Raw genomic sequence first — 16,624 nt, 5'->3', positions numbered from 1 at the left:
AACACCCCCATACTCACATGCATTATTACTAACGCATGCCATTATAAGAGGCGTCTCACCTGCAGCGAAACAGGTAACCTGGCCCCTTCGACACAATAAGCGCTGTACTGGCGGCAGTACAGCGCTTAGAGGATGTAGCACAAGGCTAAATTAGTGGTCAGCACCCTTTATGGAATGCTTGTGATCTCGCACGGCCTCGCCCTCAGCGTAGAGCGGCATATCAGTTTTGGCCTTGTACCACTTGGCGTTGTTCGGTGCGAGTGGGGTGCGGCCAGCAATAAGGTCGGCAGCTTTCTCGCCCACCATCATCGTTGGGGCATAAATATTACCGTTCGTAACAGACGGGAAGACGGAGGCATCAGCGACATAGAGGCCTTCAACGCCCCACACACCCATGGTGTCCGGGTTAACCACGGCCATCGGATCGGACTCAGCCCCCATCTTGGCGGTACAAGAGGGGTGCAGCGCGGTTTCGCCATCGTTACGGACCCACTCCAAGATTTCTTCATCAGTCTGAACGTCTGGGCCCGGACTGAACTCGCGAGCACCAACCTCCTCCATAGCTTTAGTGTCCAGCAGGGAGCGGGCAACGCGCACGGCCTCGACCCACTCGCGGCGGTCCTGGTCAGTCTTCAGGTAGTTGAAGAGGATGGACGGCTTCTCGTGGATATCGGCGCTCTTAATGTGAACATGGCCCTTAGTATCGGAGAACATCGGGCCCACATGCCACTGGAAACCGTGCTTCACATCTGCCTTCTGACCGTCGTAACGCACGGCCATGGGCAGGAAGTGGAACATGAGGTTCGGGTAATCCTCGTTCTCGTTGGAACGCACGAAGCCACCACCTTCGAAATGGGAGGTGGCAACAGGCCCCTTCTTGTTCAGCAGCCACTGCAAGCCCATGAACGGCCAGCGCCACTTATCCAGGTACGGCTGGGAAGACGCCGTGGACTTGGTGGTTTCGTACTGGATGTAGACCTCAAGGTGGTCCTGCAGGTTCTCACCCACACCAGGCAAGTGCTTGACGACGTCGATGCCGTGCTTCTTCAGAAGCTCACGGTCACCGATGCCGGAGACCTCAAGCAGTTGCGGGGTATTGATAGCGCCGGCAGAAAGAACAACCTTCTCGGCGTATACACGGTGGACGCCGCCTTGCCACTCGTACTCGACGCCAACGGCCTTCTGGCCCTCGAAGAGCACCTTGGTAGTGAAAGCGCGGGTGCGGATCTCCAGGTTTTCGCGCTTCTGATTCGGGTAAAGGTAAGCACGGGCAGCCGACCAGCGCTTGCCGTTTTTAATGTTGCGATCGAACGGGGCGAAGCCCTCTTGGCGATAGCCATTGACATCGTTGGTGAGGTTATAGCCAGCTTCTTGAACAGACTTGAACAATGCCTGGAAGAGTTCAGACGTAGCCGGACCGCGGGAAAGATACAGCGGGCCTTCATGACCGCGCCGCGGATCATTCGGCTCCGCCGCAGCGGCAGTCTCCATGCGATTGAAGTACGGCAGGCAGTGGGCGAAGTCCCACTTCTCCATGCCCGGGTTCATGCCCCATTTTTCGTAGTCCATGGGGTTACCGCGCTGGAAAATCATGCCGTTAATAGAAGAGGAACCACCGAGGACCTTTCCGCGAGCGTGGTAAACACGACGGCCATTCATCTCCGGTTCGGGATCAGACTCATACATCCAGTCGTAGTTCTTCGCGCCAATCGGGAAAGAGAAGGCAGAGGGCATATGGATGAAAAGGTCCCAGAGGGAATCCGGGCGGCCTGCCTCAAGGACCAGCACGCGGATGTCTTTATCCTCGGTCAGGCGCGCAGCGATGACGGAGCCTGCAGAACCTCCGCCAACGACAACCACGTCGCATACTTCATCGGTGACCTTCTTCGCAGAACGCTTCTTGGTCAACTTGTTCAAGATACCCATAAATCCCCTTCTTTCCGTGATTCGTATCGCATTTCCGTGCCACGCTCCGCGAGTGGATCAACTGTAATTTATACAGCGATCTGCAATTATTCACCTCGCTTCTTTCGCAGGGCCGCTCCCCCAGCGTACACATCCGGTGGAGATTTTCCCAGATTAAGGTATATTTGCGTTGTTCGGATGGACGTCTGAGGAGATGAAATCCGAAGTCTCGACCGCATAGCTACCCAAATATGATTCATTTCACTCATCTATCCCTCAAGGATCTTGTGAGCAATTAAGGGCCCAGCAGCTAAGAGACTCGGCATAAATCAACCAACGATAGGAGAAGTAGATGGCTAAACACGGCCCTCTCGACTCTGGGGAGCCTTCCACGGCGCACGAGAGCAACTCGCTCGCCACGCAGGCCAGTGACACCCCCACTCAAACCAAAGGAACCAAGCGGCGCATCCCGCGCTATCAGGTACGAGCCCTCGTCGGCAGCTACAAAGCAGAAACCGGCGATGACGTGGGTGCGGGCGAAGTCCCTGTACCCAAGACCAACTGGCCAGTATTCGCTATATCGGGCCTACTCATCATCGCCATGGTGCTCTATGCCGGATTCGGCCGAGAATCCGCAGCGGAGACTTTGGCCGGGGTAACCGGATGGATCGGAAACAACCTCGGCTGGTTCTACGTACTCACCGCCACCATCGCCGTGGTCTTTGTCCTGTATGTAGCCCTATCCAAGGCTGGCAACATTCGCCTAGGGCCGGATCACTCACGCCCGAAGTTCAACACCTTCTCCTGGGTGTCCATGCTCTTTGCCGCCGGCATCGGCGTAGACCTCATGTTCTTTGCCGTCGCGGAACCCGTCACCATGTACATGGCACCACCGGTGGGCGAAGGCGAAACCATGGAGGCTGCGAAAGAAGCAGTGGTTTACGCTATGTTCCACTACGGCCTGACCGGCTGGGCGCTGTACGCGCTGATGGGCATGGCCTTCGGCTACTTTGCTTATCGTCTGAACATGCCGCTAGCCATTCGCTCGGCGCTGTACCCACTCATCGGAAAACGCGTGCACGGCCCCATCGGCTCCGCGGTAGACGTTGCCGCCATGCTAGGTACCGTCTTCGGTGTCACTGCGTCCCTCGGCATCGGCGTGGTTCAGCTTTCTTACGGCATTCACCTCATTTTCGGCTTCGAGCAGGGATTCGGCCTCCAGGCCGCGCTCATTATCATCGCCATCACGATTGCGACCCTGTCGGCCGTATCTGGCGTGGATAAAGGCATCCGCTTCCTGTCTGAGCTCAACGTATACCTAGCCATTGCGCTAATGATCTACATAGTTGTCTTCGGGAAGACCGCCTACCTCTTCGACGCCATCGTGACCAACATCGGTGACTACGTGTCCAAGTTCCCCTCCTGGACCTTGGAGACCTTCGCCTTTGCCGAAGACCAAGCCAGCACCGATGCCTGGATGCAGGCCTGGACCCTATTTTTCTGGGCCTGGTGGATTGCATGGGCAACCTTCGTCGGTCTCTTCCTCGCCCGCATTTCTCGCGGCCGTACCCTGCGTCAGTTCATCTTCGGCACCCTCACCTTCCCCTTCCTGTTCATCTTGATGTGGATGTCCTTCTTCGGCAACACCGCACTGGACATGGTTCGCTCTGGTGACTACCCCGAGTTCGCAGAAAACGCGATTAACGTTCCCGAACAGGGGTTCTACGACATGTTGCAGGAGTTCCCGGGCTCTACCATCGTCATCTTCTTGACCACCTTCATTGGTCTGCTGCTCTACATCACCTCAGCTGATTCCGGCGCCTTGGTGATGTCTAACTTCACCTCCCGCATTACTGATAACCGGCAGGATGGTTCCCGGTGGCTACGCATCTTCTGGTCTGTCACCGTCGGCGCGCTGACCTTAGCCTTGCTGCAGATCGACGGCATCGCGACCGTTCAGTCCGCCACCGTGGTGATGGGTCTGCCCTTTGCGTTCGTGGTGTATCTCATCATGTTCTCGCTGTGGAAGTCCTTGCGCCTAGAAAGCATTCAGGCCGATGCCCGGAGCACCGCCCTGCACGGCGTCATCTCTAGTCGCACCGAGCGCGAACCTGCCGATTCCAACCGGTGGAAAAACCGCTTGGATCGCGCCAACACCTTCCCTTCTAAGAAAGAGATGGACACCTACCTGCGCGATACCGCTACCTATGCTCTTGAGCAGGTGGCCACGCACATGCGCACCCGCGGCTACGACGCCATCTTGCTCACCAGCGAGCTTCCCGACGTCGAACTGCCACAGCTTGATCTCGAGGTTCGCCTGCACAACGAACGTAAGTTCCGTTACCAGCTCTTCCCAGTCGCCGCCGAGCGGCCAGACTTCATCGAGGGCGGGGAAGACGAGTACTACCGCCTTGAGGTCTATGACATGACCGGTTCACTGGGGTATGACGTCTACGGCTACTCCGAGAACCAAATTATCAATAACGTCCTAGATCTCTACGAGCGTCACCTGGCGTTTCTCTACATGCAGCAGACTCAACCTGGCGAATCCGATGTCTCCGATGGCGCCGAGCCTGAGCGCACGTGGCGCGAAGATAGCTAAGCTGGCAAATCTATAAGCCTCTATGAAAGAAAGGTTGCTTTTCACTTGAGCACCCAGAACACATTGTTCGACCCCACCCAGACCGAACTACTGAAGGGCGTACATGCCGACGGCGCACCCAAATCCCTTTTCATTAATGGCCAATGGGAAGCTGCCCAAAATGGCGACACCCGAACCATCATCTGCCCAGCCGACGGCACCACCGTCGGCCTCGTCTCTGAGGCTTCCGACGAGGACACCGAACGCGCTATCAAGGTAGCCCGTGAGACCTTTGACAAGGGCGAGTGGGCCACTACCCCGGCCGCCGAGCGCGGCAAGCTGGTCATCCGCGTCGCTGATTTCATCCGCGAGCACAAGGAGCTCTTCGCTCAGGCAGAGTCCGCCGACACCGGCAAACGTTACGAGGAATCCTTGGGCGATATGGATGACATCGCCAACGCCTTCGAGTTCTTCGGAACCCTGGCCCAGCACCAAGCCGGCCGCGTGGTCGATCCGGGTGACTCGAATATTCGCTCCCGCATCGATGCTGAGCCGGTTGGCGTCTGCGGCCTCATAACGCCGTGGAACTACCCGCTGCTCCAGGTGTCCTGGAAGGTGGCCCCGGCACTGGCTGCTGGCAATACCTTCGTCCTTAAGCAGGCGGAGCTCACCCCGCATACCGCCATGCTGCTCATGACTGCCCTCAAGGAATGCGGCCTGCCAGACGGCGTCGGCAACCTCATCACCGGCGCGGGCGCTAACTGCGGCAACCCGCTATCCAAGCACCCAGACGTAGATATGGTCTCCTTTACCGGTGGCTTAGTCACCGGCAAGATCATCGCCAAGAATGCTGCTGAGACTGTCAAACGCACCGCGCTGGAGCTCGGCGGTAAGAACCCGAACGTGATCTTTGCCGATGCCAACTTCGACGTCGCCGTTGACAACGCCCTCAATGGTGCCTTCTTCCACTCTGGCCAGGTTTGTTCTGCAGGTTCACGCATCATCGTCGAGGAGTCCCTCCACGATAGGTTCGTTAACGCGCTCGTAGAGCGTGCCAACAACATCAAGATCGGCGGCCCAACCGATGAGAAGGCCGAGACCGGCCCACTCATCTCCGCCGAGCACCGCGACAAGGTAGCTGCCTACGTAGACAAGGCACGTGAGCAGGGTGCCAAAATTCTCACCGGAGGCCGCATTGCCACCAGCGAGGACACCAACGGCCAGCACGGCACCGGTAATACCGATTTGGGCGCAGGCGTGTACTATTTGCCAACCATCATTGATGGTGCAACCCGCGAGATGGACTGTGTCCACGACGAGGCCTTTGGCCCCACCGTGACCATCGAGACCTTCACCACCGAGGATGAGGCCATCGCCATCGCGAATGACACCGAATACGGTCTGGCAGGCGCAGTCTTTACTACCGACGCTGGTCGCGCCGAGCGCGTTGCTCGCGCCCTGCGCCACGGCACCATTTGGATCAACGACTTCCACCCGTACTTGCCGCAGGCAGAGTGGGGTGGTTACAAGCAGTCCGGCAACGGCCGCGAGCTTGGTCCCACTGGCCTTGCCGAGTACCAAGAGCACAAGCACGTGTACCAGAACCTGTCCCCGGCGGCGTGGGACCAATTCGGCCTGCAGTAACACGTCCCGGACGCCGTTGAGGCCCCGCAGGGCCTCACACCGGGGTCTTAGCTTTGCGTACGCGGCTTAATAGTCATGGTGTCAATATTGACGTGCTCCGGCAGGGACGCCACCCAACGCACTGCCTCAGCGATGTCTTCTGCGGTGAGGTTGAGCTCGCCGTCATAAACCTGTGCGGCGCGTTTGGCGTCGCCCCGAAAACGATTGAGGGAAAACTCCTCCGTGGCTACACGGCCCGGGTCAAGTTCGGTAACGCGAACGCCGTGCTCCTCAATACGCAGTGCACGAGAAATCACGCGCACGCCATGTTTGGCGGCGTTGTAGCCGGAACCGCCCTCGTAGACGTTCCACCCGGCAACGGAGCCCATATTGATAATGAGCCCGCCCCGCAGCTTCGGCATCAGAGTCTGGATCATGCGGACGGTGCCAAGGACGTTGACCTCGTACATCCACTGCCAATCCTCAATGGTGGTATCCACGAGGGGCTCCAGGCCCTTTGCGCCACCGGCGTTGTTGACCAAGAGGTCAACGCGGTCGAGGTGGGAAACGAATTCGGCTACGGATTCGTCCGAGGTGACGTCGAGGGCATATGCCTCGCCGCCGATGTCGTTCGCGAGAGCCTCAAGGCGCTCCACGCGCCGCGCGCCGACGACGACATGCCAGCCGTCAGCCGCCAACGCTCTTGCCGACGCCTCCCCAATCCCCGAAGACGCTCCTGTAACGACTGCTACTTTTTCCATGCGCCTTAGAATAGGGCTTCTTCGAGCTCTGCGCAGATGTTTTCGACGATCCCGGCCTTGAAGTCGGCCGGGGTGAAGGTGCCATCCTTCATGTCGGTATTCAGCGAGATATCCAGCTGGGTGCGCAGCTGCTTCATAGAGAAGTTCGCCATGATGAGGCGCCATGCCTCAACCGCGCGGATACCGCCGCTGAAGCTGTAGCCCACGTAAGCAATCGGCTTGGCTACCCATTCAGCGCCGAGGGAATCGACGGCGTTCTTGAAGGCCCCCGGCACGGAGTGGTTGTACTCCGGGGTGACGAAGATAAAGGCATCGCAGGAATCGATGGCTTCGGACCAGGCCTGCACATTCGGGTCCTCATAGTTTTTGTTTGCCGCCATGGGAACAACGGAGGAGGTGAGGATCGGAACGTCGAAGGCCTTCAGATCAATGAGCTCGTAGTCCACGTCGCGGCCCTGAGCGAGGTCGGTGACCCACTGGGCGATGGCCAGCCCGGCGCGGTCGTCGCGGGTAGAGCCGAGGATGATGCCGATTTTCGCCATAAAGATGCCTTTCATGATTTGTTAACACGTCAACGTCTGAGGGTACGCCGATATGTCGACGCAATCGACATTTCTGCTCTACATGTTTATCCTTTTGCCATGTCACAGGAGAACTTGGCGGATCACGGATCCTTTGAACGCATGACCAGCGGGCAGTGGTTCATGCCCGGCGTCAACGAGGACGTCAGCGCCGAACATCGCCGCGGCTTCCTGCTGGTCAAGGAGCTCAATGAGCTGCACAACACCAACCCAGAGCGCGCGAAGGAGATCCTGCGTGCGCTGTTATCGCCCGAGTCCGAGGTTCCCGGGCTGCACGCGCCGCTCAACTTGGAGTATGGCTGCAATGTAACCATCGGAAAAGGCGTCTTCATCAACTTTGGTGCGACGATCCTGGCGCAGGCGCCTGTAACCCTCGGAGATCACGTCATGATCGGACCGAATTGCTCGCTCATTACCGTAGGGCATCCTGTCAACGATCATGAGATGCGGGCGGACGGTTGGGAGATTGCGAAGCCCATTAGCGTCGGACGCAACACGTGGTTCGGCGCCAACGTCACGGTCCTGCCTGGCGTGACAATCGGCGAGGATTGCGTCGTTGGCGCGAACACGCTGATCACCACAGATATCCCAGATAAGTCACTGGTGCTGGGCCAGCCAGGTCGTGTGGTGCGCACGCTGGAGGACAACGAGAATAGGTGGGAGCGCCAGGATCTCGATGTTTGATCTCAAGGCGATCGGCAAGGGGCTTCCCGTCCTAGAGACCATTGATTCGCTTCCTTCGGACGGCCACGTCGTCGTCCAGGCTCCGCCCGGCACGGGTAAGACCACGCTTATTCCACCGGCGTTGGCTAACCAGGTGGAGGGAAAGGTCCTCGTTACCGCACCACGCCGCGTGGCGGTGCGCGCTGCGGCCAACCGCTTGCAGGAGTTGTCAGGCCAGCGCATCGGCTATGCGGTGCGCGGTGATTCCCGGAAGGGTCAGGACGTTGAATTCGTTACCCCCGGCGTTCTGTTGCGCCGCTTGCTGCGGGATCCGGAGCTTGAAGGGATTTCCGCCGTGGCCATCGACGAGGTCCACGAGCGCCAGCTCGATACTGACCTCGTACTCGGTATGTGCTTAGAGTTGGCGCAGCTCCGCGATGATTTTCGGGTTATTGCCATGTCCGCGACTGTCGACGCCACCCGCTTCTCCCAGCTCATGGGGAATGCGCCCATCCATTCGACCGAGGCCGTAACGTACCCGCTCGACATTTCCTATGAACCGATTCCGGGGCGCGCTGCGGGAGATCGAGACTTTTGGAAAGGCGTGGCCAAGGTCGCCGCGCGACAGCACGAATCCACGCTGGTCTTTGTGCCGGGCGTGCGCGAGGTCAACCTGGTGTGTGATGCCTTGAGCGGCCACAACGTTTTTCCGCTCCACGGCCGCCAGACCACGCAGGAGCAGGACGCTGCGCTCTACACCAGAGAGCAGCGCATCGTGGTAGCGACGTCCATCGCAGAATCTTCACTGACCGTGCCGGGTGTACGCACCGTCATCGATGCCGGGTTGTCCCGCGTGCCCAAGCGGGATGCGCAGCGCGGGATGAGTGGGTTGGTGACGGTGTCGACGTCGAAAAGCAGCGCCGATCAACGCGCCGGACGTGCCGGACGTGAGGGGCCCGGTACCGTCATCCGCTGCTATTCACAGGAGGACTACCAGCACTTTTCTCCGCACGTGATTCCAGAAATCCTTTCCGCGGACCTCACGCAGGCGGCGCTGTTCATGGATTGTTGGGGCGCGGGGCCGGACTTCCCCTTGCTTGATCAACCGCCGAAGGCCGCGCTTGCCGACGCCCACCGCACCCTAGATCTGCTCAACGCTGGCGAAGAGCTGGCGCTGCTGCCGACGCACCCGCGATGGGGCGCGGCACTGTTGAAGTACGGTGCGGGGGCAGCACGCACGATTGCCCGCCTGGATGATTCGGACCCGAAGCGTCTGGCCCGCCTGGTGCCCAACAAGGGCCCGGTGGACCCAGGCGTGGTGGTCGCTAGCGCCTTCCCGGAGTTCGTGGCCAAACGCGTGGGCGACAAGGAGTACTTGTTAGCGAGTGGTACCCGTGCGCGGTTTTTCGAGGATGGTCACGGCTGGTTGGCTGTGGCAGAGGTGTCGTTGGCGCAATCTGGAAACGCCATCATTCGGGAAGCAGTGCCCATCGCGGAGAAGGACGCGCTCGACATCATCGGCGTCACGGAGGAAACCCGAGCTTTTCTCGACGGCCCCACGGTGCGCGGCGTGCGCGTGCGTGCGGCAGGCGCCATCGTGTTGTCAGAAACCCCCGTGAAGGTCTCCGGTGATGAGGCGGTGGAGGCACTCCGCAACTCCGGACAGGGTTTAAACCTGTTTCACTTCAGCGACAAGGCCCAGAACCTGCGGGAACGTATGCGGCACTTACACGCTGCATACGGTGAGCCATGGCCGGACGTGGACGGCGATGATCTGAGCTGGCTGGAGCCGGAGCTGCATGAGTTGGCTGCTGGGAAGCGCCCAGACATGTACCCGGCGCTGCAGCGCCTGCTCCCCTGGCCCGAAGCTAGCCGCTTGGACGAGCTCGCACCGGAGCGACTGCCGGTACCGTCCGGGCGTGCTGCGCGGATCGATTGGTCCGGCGAGCGCCCCGTGGTCTCCATCAAGCTGCAGGAGTGTTTCGGGTTAGCGGAGTCCCCCGAATACTGCGGCCACCGCGTGCAATTCCATCTACTGTCTCCCGCCGGGCGGCCGCTCGCCGTCACCGATGATCTGGCGAGCTTCTGGTCTGGGCCCTATGCCGGGGTGCGCGCCGACATGCGCGGGCGCTATCCCAAGCACCCGTGGCCGGAGGATCCGTGGAATGCGGTAGCAACCGCAAAGACGAAGAACAGGCTTTAACCCCACTGCTGCCAGGCCAGGTACACGCTCATCACCACGACGAGAGTAAGGAGCGCATAACGGATGAGCTTCGCACCGCCGCCGAGCACTGTTCGCGCACCCAGCTGCGCGCCAATGATATTTGCTGCTGCGAGAACGAGTGCTAGGCCCCATACCACGTGCCCGCCCACGATGAAGACCACGAGCGCGCCAACGTTGGTGCACGTGTTGACCACTTTGGACATCGCGGCGGAGGTAAGGAAGTTCTGGGAAAAGATGGCGGTGAAAGCCATGATGAGGAACATACCGGTGCCGGGACCAAAGATGCCGTCGTAGAAAGCAATGGCTGCTACAGCGGCTAACCCCGCCCACGTGCGCCAGCCGCCGCGGATACCGTTTCCTTCGCCGCTGCCAAAGTCTGGGCGAAAGGCCACGAAGAGGCCGACTGCCACCATGAGCACGATGATGACCGGCCGCATGACGTCCTTGTCCATGAGTGCGGCTGCTGTGGCGCCGAGCCCGGAGCATAGGAGGGCGATAAGGCCCATACGGATGAGCTCGCCCTTCGGCGGGCGGACTTTCTTGACGAGCGTAATGGCCGCTGACGCTGTGCCAGATACCGCCGCCACCTTGTTTGTGGCTAGGGCGGCGGCGGGAGCAAGCTGCGGTGCCACCGCCATGATGAGCGGAATAAGGACGAGGCCGCCGCCACCAATAACGGCGTCGATCCATCCGGCCACGGCAGCTCCAATAGTGAGAATCGCCCAACCACTCAATCCAAAGCCCATGACCATCATTAAACTCGATTGCATGTCTGTGCGTGCAAGGTGGGCCATCGTTGTCCCGGGATCTGTGGCTCTCGGGGCAGTATTCAGCTACCTGCACGTGCCCGCCGCCTGGATTCTAGGCGCCATCGTGGTCTCCGGCGCCATGGCACTGACGACGGGCAAGGAGCTTTCCGTCAACGATCGCTTCTATGCTGTCGCTCGCGGTTTCATCGGAATGATGGCGGGCATACCGCTGACCCTTGTGCCTGCCTCCACCCTCATTGGCTTTGTGCCGGCTGCGGTGACGATGTCCCTTATCACCGTGCTTATCGGTGTCGCCGGCGGTGTTCTGCTACACCGCTCGCAGCCGAAGGATATTTCCTGGGAGACGGGCATTTTATCCATGCTGCCCGGCGGGGCCTCGCTCATGCCCGCGCTGGCTAGCGAGCTGGGTGCGGACTACCGCTACGTGGCGCTGACGCAATACCTGCGCCTTCTGACGGTGTCGGTATCGCTCCCTTTGGTGGTTTCTTTATTAGATGCTCCTGCGGGCGAAGGCGTTGACATGAGCGTTGACGGCGAGGTCACGTGGTGGGTTGTGCTGCTGACCCTCGCTATCGCCGTGGTTGGTGAGAAGCTAGGCAAGCTCGTGCGTTTGCCTGCGGCTGCGGTGCTAGGTCCGCTCATCTTGACGGTGCTTGTCGCGCAGGTTATCCCAGCCGGCCACACTTTGGAGCCGCTCTACGTGTTCAAGATCATGGCTTTCATGTCCATCGGCTGGGTCTGCGGTGGCGGGCTTTCCGTGCCAGCCTTGCGGGCCTTCGCCAAGCAGCTGCCCGCGACGATCCTCTTCATTGTCGTGGTCATCGGCGTGTGTGCGCTGACCGCCCTGCCATTGACCGCATGGCTGGACATCACCTACTTTGAGGCTTACCTCGCCACCTCGCCCGGCGCGCTGGAGACGGTTCTCGCGCTGTCCGCAGAAGGAGGGGCGGGACCAGCCGTGGTGGCCGTGCAGATAATCCGACTCATCATCGTGCTCGTCATCGCCGGCTACCTGCCGCAGATTCTGGGGCTATTCCGCCGATAGTGGATAAATCACAGAGTCACTAGTGGATAAATCCAAGAGTGAGGTGTGGATAAATCCAAGAGTCTAAGAAGCGACCTGGGTTTTTAGTCCAGAATTGTCTCACGCAGGATCGACATCGGCACCGAGCCTAGGGCCAACGCCTGGGAGTGGAAGTCACGTACGTCCATCCCTTGTTCAACTGCGGCGTCGCGGGTCTGCTGCCACAGGCGCTGGCCCAAGGCATAAGACGGTGCCTGGCCCGGCCAGCCCAGGTAACGGGTGACCTCGAAGGAAAGGTTCGCGTCATCCATCGCGGTGTTCTCACGCATGAAGGTCTTGACGTGGGACTTGTCCCAGACACCAGACGCGGTGCAGTCCGGCAAGGGCTTACCCAAGTGGAGTCCGATGTCCACCACGACGCGGGCGGCGCGGAAACGTTGGGCGTCGAGAAGCCCCATGCGGAAGCCCGGATCATCCATGTAGCCCAGCTCCGCCATGAGCGCTTCCGCGTACAGGGCCCAGCCTTCGCCGTGGCCGGAGTTCCACGTCACCGCACGGCGCCAGAGGTTAAGATCCGGCTGCGTCAGCGCCGCACCAATCTGCAGGTGGTGGCCCGGCGCGCCCTCATGGTGGACGGTTGTGAGCTCCTGCCAGGTGTGGAAAAGCTCCTGACCAGCCGGCACGGACCACCACATGCGGCCGGGTCGGGAGAAGTCATCAGACGGCGAGGTGTAGAAGATGCCGCCGGTGCCTGCCGGGTCGATGCAGCACTCGATCTCTTTAGCGGCCTCCGGAATGTCGAAGGCGGTGCCATCGAGGTCCTTGATGACGCGGTCCGCAGTGGACTGCATCCACTCCACCAGCGCGTCGGTGCCGTGGAGCTGGTAGCGCTCCTCCTCGTTGAGCTTGCGCATCGCGGCGCGGACCGTCACGTCGGAGCCATAGAGCTCGTGGGCGATTTTTTCTTGCTCCGCCTTGATGGAGCGCACCTGGTCCAGGCCCCACTCATAGGCTTCGTCGAGGTCCACGGTGTCACCGACGAAAAGCTTGGAAAAGCGCTCGTAGCGCTCGCGTCCCACCGCGTCCTGGGATGGGGCCTGCGGCTGCAGCTCGTTGGAGAGCCAATCGGCGAATTCACCGAAGGCTTCCTTGGCGGCGTCCACCTCGGGGCCCTCGACGCCGAGATCCTCGAGCATGGAGCCGGCGTCGGCAAGCCGCTCGCATTGCACGAAGACATCGGAGATCTGACGCTGCGGGGCCACCATGCCACGCGACGCCGCCTCGGTGAGGGACTCCTTGTAGCCGTTGAGGGAGGCCGACACCTTCGACAGGCGCGAGCGCAGGGCGTCGAGCTGTTCCGGGGTGTCCTTCGGCATGAGCATCAGGGTGTCGCGGATGGTCTGCACCGGCGAGGCAATGTTGTTAAGACAACGGATGTCCTCACCAGCATGGTGCAGGTCAAGATCCAGGCAGAGACGGTCGCGCAGGACGGCGGCGGTGACGTAGTCCACCTCGTCGAAATCGTCGTCATCGTCGGATTCGTCGGTGGTGTCATCGAGTGCATCGAGATCCGCCATCATCTCACGGGTGCGATCCGCCACGGAGGAGTAGTACTCCGGGGAGAAATCCTCCAGCTCCCCATCGAAGCCGGGGATTCCCCACGCGGTGGCATCGGTGGGCGTGAGCTGCGCGAGGTCGTGGACGAAGTTATCGCACGACGCGTCCAGCAGCGAAGGCTGGCGCTCTGCGTTCTGGTCAAAACTCATAAGGGCGAAGTCTAACGAAGATCTGGGGCTTTGGGCCAACCCGGCGCCGCCTTATTTACCAGGTTGTTAGCTAATTGTTGCTCCACTTGCTACCCGGGCTCACCCAGGATGCGAATTCGTTCAGCACTTCAGCTGGATCGGCATTGACCACGAGCGCATCGAGGAAGCGTTTTTGAACAAACCCCTCCTGCACCATTGCGGAGTACATTTTTGTAAACGGCTGCCAGTAGCCGTTCACGTCTACGAGTCCCACCGGGCCATCGATGTTCCCCAACTGCTGCAAGGTGAGGACCTCGGTGAGCTCCTCCAAGGTCCCCACGCCACCCGGCAGGCACACGAAGGCATCGGCGAGCTCCTCCATGCGCGTCTTGCGCTGGGCCATGGTGTCGACCACCTCGAGCTGGGTTACCCGCTGGTGGGAAAGCTCGTAATCGACGAGCTGGCGCGGGATTACTCCAATGACGGTTCCGCCGGCGGCAAGGCAGGAGTCCGCAACGATACCCATCAGGCCTACGTCACCACCGCCATAGACCAGGGTGAGGTTTCGGCGCGCGAGCTCCTCCCCCAAATGGTGCGCGGCTTGGCTATAGGCCTCAGAGTTTCCGGCGGCGGAGCCGCAGTACACAGCAACAGAATCCATGGGTATCACTCTATCGCAGGCGCATTTCTAGACCATGATGTCTACTGAATCCTAATTTCTATTAGACAATGCGGTCTGGTGAATTTATACTTGACGCCATGATTAAATCCGGTCCCGTGTTCACGCGCCCCCGCACCCCAGCGGCGAAGTGCCTCCACATCATTCGACTCAACCCCGTTGTCACCCGCAGTGAGCTTGTCGAAGCCACGGGACTCTCCCAGCCCACAATCACCCGCGCCACCGCCGCGCTTTTGGGTGCTGGACTGATCCGCCAGCGCACGGATTTGACGCAGTCCCGCGGTCGCGGGCGCCCCACAGTGCCCTTGGAGGTAGCGGATAATGACTGGATGCTGGCCGGCATTGCCGTCGGTACCGCCTTTACCCACATCGCCTTCTTTGACACGCAAGGACGCACGCTCCGCGAGGAAGACGTGGCTACACCGGTTTCTCGCCTGAGCGCGAGTGACGTCATTGAGCACATCATCGCAGGCGTTAATCGCCTCATGGCCGGCCTGGATCGCCGCTTGGTGTCAGTCGGCGTGACCACCTCCGGCAGCGTCAACGAGGCAGGGCGCATCACCGCCCACAACCTGGGGTGGGACGAAATGGACATCGCCAGCCGCCTGGAGTATCAGTTCGGTGTTCCGGTAGTTGTGTCTTCCGTCATCCCGGCCATCCTCGGCTCAGAGACGCAGTCGACGGAGATGGGAGCGGAGAAGCCCGTCATGGTGCTCTACGCGGATGACTCCGTTGGCGCGGCGCTCACAGTCGGCGATGAGATCGTGCAGCTCGACATCGATGACCCTGACTCTCTCGCTACGCAGGCGGTGCTCGATGTGACAGGTGAGGAGTCTTTCCCAGACGTGGTTGCGAACGCTGACGATGAGACGCGAGCGCTTCTCGACGACCGCGCACGCTCCCTCGGCGCCACTGCCGCTGAGCTTTTGGCTGAGCATAAACCGGACACCCTCGTGGTAGCCGGCGGAGCCTTCTCAGATGATCCGGCAGCGCCGAAGCTCTTTGCTTCCGCTGTACGCCAGGCCACCGACCACCCGGTGGAGCTGCGCATGGTTCCCTCACACACCGAGATTGTTCGCGCCTGCACCCGCGCTGTGGCGCTGGATCCTCTGCTGCGGGTGCCGCTCGATCTCGGACGCGAGGCCAAAGCTGCCTAAAAGGGGATTGAAGTAATTCCCGTAAAAAGGTGGGCCTTGAGCCCAAGGTGCTGAGCACCGGCGACGAAGTCCGGCCGATCGTCGAAGAAGTGGGTGTCCTTGGCCTGGGCCCCGAGGGCATCCACGGCCACGAGGTAGGCTTCCGGATCCGGCTTGGCCACCCCGATATCGCAGCTCAGCGTCACGGCGGCGCATTCTTCCAGCCAAGGCTGCGTCTGGCGGATCCTGGTTCCCAATGCCGCTGGCACATTCGCCAGGATGCCAACACTATGGCCTTGGCCAATAAACCCTAGGACCGCACGAACCATTTCTTCGTCGGCTACCAGCAGGTGCTCGGTATCCAATTCGATGGCGTGACTGACATCAAAAGGAGCGAGACCGGCCAGCGCGCGAATGCGGCCCCAGTATTGCGCATCGCTCAGGTGCCCAGCGTCATATGCAGGGCGAAACTCCTCATAAAGAGACCAAAAGTGCTCTACATTGTCGGGACGGAGGTAATCCTCCAACTCAGAGTTCCCGGCGGGCCGCATGAGCACGCCATAAAGGTCGAAGAGCAAACTTGCCATGCGCCCAGTGTAGCCAGACCGCGCTTGCTCCAGTCAGCGTGCCCGCCACGAAGAGCGGGAGCGACAGCGTGCCGTGCGCCCACAACGTCGAGATGGCCCCCACGAGGAACAAGCCGCCGACGCTAAACAGGGAGCGGCTCAGCGCCGTCGATGCAGCAGCGGCGCAGAGCAACAGTGCTAGACCCGCGAACGGGCCGAGCATCACGGCGAGAGCGAAGAAGAAGGTTCCCAGCGCCATATTCGTTGCGGCCAGCCACGTGCCGCCGACCAATGCGATCACAAGGCCGGCCAGGGCACCGCAAATGAGCATCAGGCGCGTTGTAGTCATAAAAGAAATTCTCCCAC

Annotated in this window: 14 protein-coding genes; 6 read left to right on the top strand and 8 right to left on the bottom strand. The window is 60.6% G+C overall.

What is annotated here, in order from left to right; genetic code table 11:
• Window positions 1-150 precede the first annotated feature (150 nt).
• Window positions 151-1,926 (bottom strand): choline dehydrogenase, encoded by a 1,776-nt coding sequence (betA, locus tag CAURI_RS00590; protein WP_010188279.1) that lies wholly within the window; start codon window positions 1,924-1,926, stop codon window positions 151-153.
• 331 nt (window positions 1,927-2,257) lie between these two features.
• On the opposite strand from betA, the gene betT reads away from it, so the two are divergent.
• Together betT and CAURI_RS00580 are read left to right on the top strand one after the other, a co-directional pair.
• Window positions 2,258-4,507, top strand: a complete 2,250-nt coding sequence (betT, locus tag CAURI_RS00585) for a choline BCCT transporter BetT (protein ID WP_010188278.1) — start codon at window positions 2,258-2,260, stop codon at window positions 4,505-4,507.
• A gap of 45 nt (window positions 4,508-4,552) precedes the next feature.
• Window positions 4,553-6,130 carry an aldehyde dehydrogenase family protein gene (locus CAURI_RS00580; protein ID WP_010188277.1) on the top strand — a complete coding sequence of 526 codons (1,578 nt, stop codon included), beginning with the start codon at window positions 4,553-4,555 and terminating at the stop codon, window positions 6,128-6,130.
• A gap of 47 nt (window positions 6,131-6,177) precedes the next feature.
• Here the strand turns inward: CAURI_RS00580 and CAURI_RS00575 are convergent, their stop codons facing one another.
• Window positions 6,178-6,870, bottom strand: a complete 693-nt coding sequence (locus CAURI_RS00575) for an SDR family oxidoreductase (RefSeq protein WP_029158895.1) — start codon at window positions 6,868-6,870, stop codon at window positions 6,178-6,180.
• A gap of 5 nt (window positions 6,871-6,875) precedes the next feature.
• Window positions 6,876-7,412, bottom strand: a complete 537-nt coding sequence (locus CAURI_RS13490; protein ID WP_010188275.1) for an NADPH-dependent FMN reductase — start codon at window positions 7,410-7,412, stop codon at window positions 6,876-6,878.
• 99 nt (window positions 7,413-7,511) lie between these two features.
• Between CAURI_RS13490 and CAURI_RS00565 the strand changes: the two genes are divergently transcribed.
• On the top strand, window positions 7,512-8,135 hold the full coding sequence (locus tag CAURI_RS00565) for a sugar O-acetyltransferase (protein WP_010188274.1): 624 nt from the start codon (window positions 7,512-7,514) through the stop codon (window positions 8,133-8,135).
• Complete coding sequence (locus tag CAURI_RS00560; protein WP_010188273.1) at window positions 8,128-10,317, top strand: ATP-dependent RNA helicase; 2,190 nt, start codon at window positions 8,128-8,130, stop codon at window positions 10,315-10,317. Before CAURI_RS00565 ends, CAURI_RS00560 begins: the two co-directional genes overlap by 8 nt.
• On the opposite strand, the gene CAURI_RS00555 is transcribed toward CAURI_RS00560, so the two are convergent.
• On the bottom strand, window positions 10,314-11,090 hold the full coding sequence (locus CAURI_RS00555) for a TSUP family transporter (protein WP_420805241.1): 777 nt from the start codon (window positions 11,088-11,090) through the stop codon (window positions 10,314-10,316). The two genes, CAURI_RS00560 and CAURI_RS00555, sit on opposite strands and share 4 nt — an antisense overlap.
• Before the next feature lie 16 nt (window positions 11,091-11,106).
• On the opposite strand from CAURI_RS00555, the gene CAURI_RS00550 reads away from it, so the two are divergent.
• Window positions 11,107-12,153 (top strand): AbrB family transcriptional regulator, encoded by a 1,047-nt coding sequence (locus CAURI_RS00550; protein ID WP_420805225.1) that lies wholly within the window; start codon window positions 11,107-11,109, stop codon window positions 12,151-12,153.
• A gap of 83 nt (window positions 12,154-12,236) precedes the next feature.
• Here CAURI_RS00550 and CAURI_RS00545 read toward each other — a convergent pair whose 3' ends face one another.
• Complete coding sequence (locus tag CAURI_RS00545; protein ID WP_010188270.1) at window positions 12,237-13,898, bottom strand: DUF885 domain-containing protein; 1,662 nt, start codon at window positions 13,896-13,898, stop codon at window positions 12,237-12,239.
• Between the two features lie 70 nt (window positions 13,899-13,968).
• On the bottom strand, window positions 13,969-14,538 hold the full coding sequence (locus CAURI_RS00540) for an LOG family protein (RefSeq protein WP_010188269.1): 570 nt from the start codon (window positions 14,536-14,538) through the stop codon (window positions 13,969-13,971).
• A gap of 98 nt (window positions 14,539-14,636) precedes the next feature.
• Here CAURI_RS00540 and CAURI_RS00535 point away from each other — a divergent pair, with 98 nt between their 5' ends.
• Window positions 14,637-15,713, top strand: a complete 1,077-nt coding sequence (locus tag CAURI_RS00535) for an ROK family protein (protein ID WP_010188268.1) — start codon at window positions 14,637-14,639, stop codon at window positions 15,711-15,713.
• On the opposite strand, the gene CAURI_RS00530 is transcribed toward CAURI_RS00535, so the two are convergent.
• Window positions 15,710-16,279: an HAD-IA family hydrolase gene (locus CAURI_RS00530; RefSeq protein WP_029158893.1), complete on the bottom strand. Its 570-nt coding sequence runs from the start codon at window positions 16,277-16,279 to the stop codon at window positions 15,710-15,712. The two genes, CAURI_RS00535 and CAURI_RS00530, sit on opposite strands and share 4 nt — an antisense overlap.
• Window positions 16,221-16,607 (bottom strand): hypothetical protein, encoded by a 387-nt coding sequence (locus CAURI_RS00525; protein ID WP_010188266.1) that lies wholly within the window; start codon window positions 16,605-16,607, stop codon window positions 16,221-16,223. Before CAURI_RS00525 ends, CAURI_RS00530 begins: the two co-directional genes overlap by 59 nt.
• Window positions 16,608-16,624 lie beyond the last annotated feature (17 nt).

The organism is Corynebacterium aurimucosum ATCC 700975 (assembly GCF_000022905.1).
In the GTDB taxonomy this organism is placed as follows: domain Bacteria; phylum Actinomycetota; class Actinomycetes; order Mycobacteriales; family Mycobacteriaceae; genus Corynebacterium; species Corynebacterium aurimucosum_F.
Note: the sequence above shows the minus strand (reverse complement) of the source record. Positions and strands in the feature narration are given on the sequence as shown.